Genomic DNA, 2,171 nt, shown 5'->3' on the forward strand with positions numbered 1-2,171 from the left:
ACAAAAAACCACTTTTGCTTAAACAAACTTAAAAAAACTAATTTTTATCTATAAAAGCCCATTGCTACCCCGCCGTCTACGTTCAGTGCATTTCCGGTCGATTTACCCAGTAAACCGCCAACAAAGGCAAAACAGGCGTTTGCAATATCATCGGGCAATATGATTTCGTTCAACAGGGTGCGTTTGGCATAATAAGCCGGTAGTTCTTCTACCGTAACTCCATATGCTTTGGCCCTTCCTTCGGCCCAGCCTCCAGACCAGATATTCGAGTCGGAGATTACCGCATCGGGATTCACCGTATTTACACGGATTTTATCCGTCCCCAGTTCTGCTGCCATTAATCGTGTTAAATGGGCCTGGGCAGCTTTCGCTGATCCGTAACCCGGATTGTTCGGGCCTGCAACAACAGCATTTTTCGATACGATGTTGACAATATCGCCTCCGAATCCCTGTTTGCGCATCACTTCGATTCCGGCTTTGGAAACAATGAATTGTCCTTTTACCAGAATATCATACAAGCGGTCCCACTCTTCCAAAGTATGTTCGGCTATCGATTTTGAGATGCTGATTCCGGCATTGTTTACCAAAATATCAACGCCTCCAAAGGCCAGACAGGCTTCGTCCAATGCTTTTTCGGTACTTTTTTCGTTCGTTACATTCAACAATGTGCTTGATACGGCGTCTTTTCCAAATGATCGGGTAAAGTCTTTTGTTGCTTCTTCGAGTCTTTCTTCATTGATGTCATTGATGATGACACAGGCGCCTTCCTGAGCGAATTTTTTAGCAATTGCCTTACCGATTCCTCCCGCTGACCCTGTAATAAGGGCTACTCTTCCTGATAATGGTTTTGGTTTTGGCATTCTTTGCAATTTGGCTTCTTCCAGTAACCAGTATTCGATATCAAAAGCTTCCTGATGCGGAAGTGAGGTATACTCGGAAACGGCTTCGGCACCTTTCATTACGTTTACGGCATTGATATAATATTCTGATGCGAGCCTTGCCATGGTTTTATCTTTGGCAAAGGTGAACATTCCAACTCCGGGATATAAAATTACCACCGGATTCGGGTCACGCATGGCCGGTGAATTTGATTTTTTGCAGGCGTTGTAATACTCTTTGTACATCGCTCTGTACTTCTCAAAAGCGGGTTTTAGTTTTGCTTTGATGGCATTTACATCGGATAAATCTTCGTTTGGATCGAGTTCCAATACCAACGGACTGATTTTGGTCCTTAAGAAATGGTCAGGACAGGAGGTTCCAAGCGGGGCCAGTTTTTCCAGGTCGTTGGAATTGATGAATTCCAAAACTCTTGCATCGTCTGTGTAATGACCGATCATCTGGCGTTCTGATGAGCAGAATCCTCTTAAGATTGGGGCTACTTTTGCCGCTTTTAGTTTTCTGGATGTCTCATCTAAGCTTTCTATCTTTTGTCCTCCAAAAACAGGGCGTTTTTTCCCGTAGTTATTTTCCAGGTAAGTGGCACATTTTTCGATTACTTCCAATGTGTTGATATAACTTTCATATGAGGTGTCTCCCCAGGTAAACAAACCGTGGGAACCCAACATGATGCCTCTTAGTTTTTTTCCTTTTTTTTCTGCTTCTTCAAGGCATGATCTTAATTGCAATCCCAGATCGAAACCGGGACGCTGCCAGCCTACCCAGCCGATTTCTCCGTTGAAGAGTTCTTCGGTGATTTTGGCTCCGTCTTTGGCCGCTGCAATGGCAATGGCGGCATCAGGGTGCAGGTGGTCAATATGTTTGAAGGGCAAAAATCCGTGCAATGGTGTGTCGATAGACGGGGCTTTCGAATTTAAATCGAAGATACAGTGATTGAACAGTTCTACCATTTCGTCTTCAAATTCGATTCCTCTGTACACGTTCTCCAGATTACGAAGTCTTTCCAGATAAAGTGCGGCACAACCTGACTTTGTCAGTGTTCCGATATCTCCTCCGGAGCCCTTGATCCACATAACTTCTGAACTGGTTCCCGTCAAGGGGTCTTTGTCGGTGATTTTTACAGAGGTATTTCCACCGCCGTAGTTGGTTAGCCTTAAATCGGCTCCCAGTATATTGGAACGATAAATAAAAAGCGCTACTTCATCTCCTGCCAAGGCAGCGGCCCTGGACTCATCCCATAAATAGCTTACGTGCTTAAAATTCATATTGGTTAT

Annotated in this window: 1 protein-coding gene; it reads right to left on the reverse strand. The window is 44.4% G+C overall.

What is annotated here, in order from left to right:
* Positions 1-44: 44 nt before the first annotated feature.
* Positions 45-2,162: a bifunctional aldolase/short-chain dehydrogenase gene (locus DCO46_RS22490; protein WP_116754693.1), complete on the reverse strand. Its 2,118-nt coding sequence runs from the start codon at positions 2,160-2,162 to the stop codon at positions 45-47.
* Positions 2,163-2,171 lie beyond the last annotated feature (9 nt).

Source organism: Flavobacterium sp. HTF, assembly GCF_003105115.1.
GTDB lineage: Bacteria > Bacteroidota > Bacteroidia > Flavobacteriales > Flavobacteriaceae > Flavobacterium.

Excerpts from the sequence above, each read along its gene's own strand:
- DCO46_RS22490 (WP_116754693.1), bottom strand. The coding sequence starts at position 2,162 with ATGAATTTTAAGCACGTAAGCTATTTATGGGATGAGTCCAGGGCCGCT.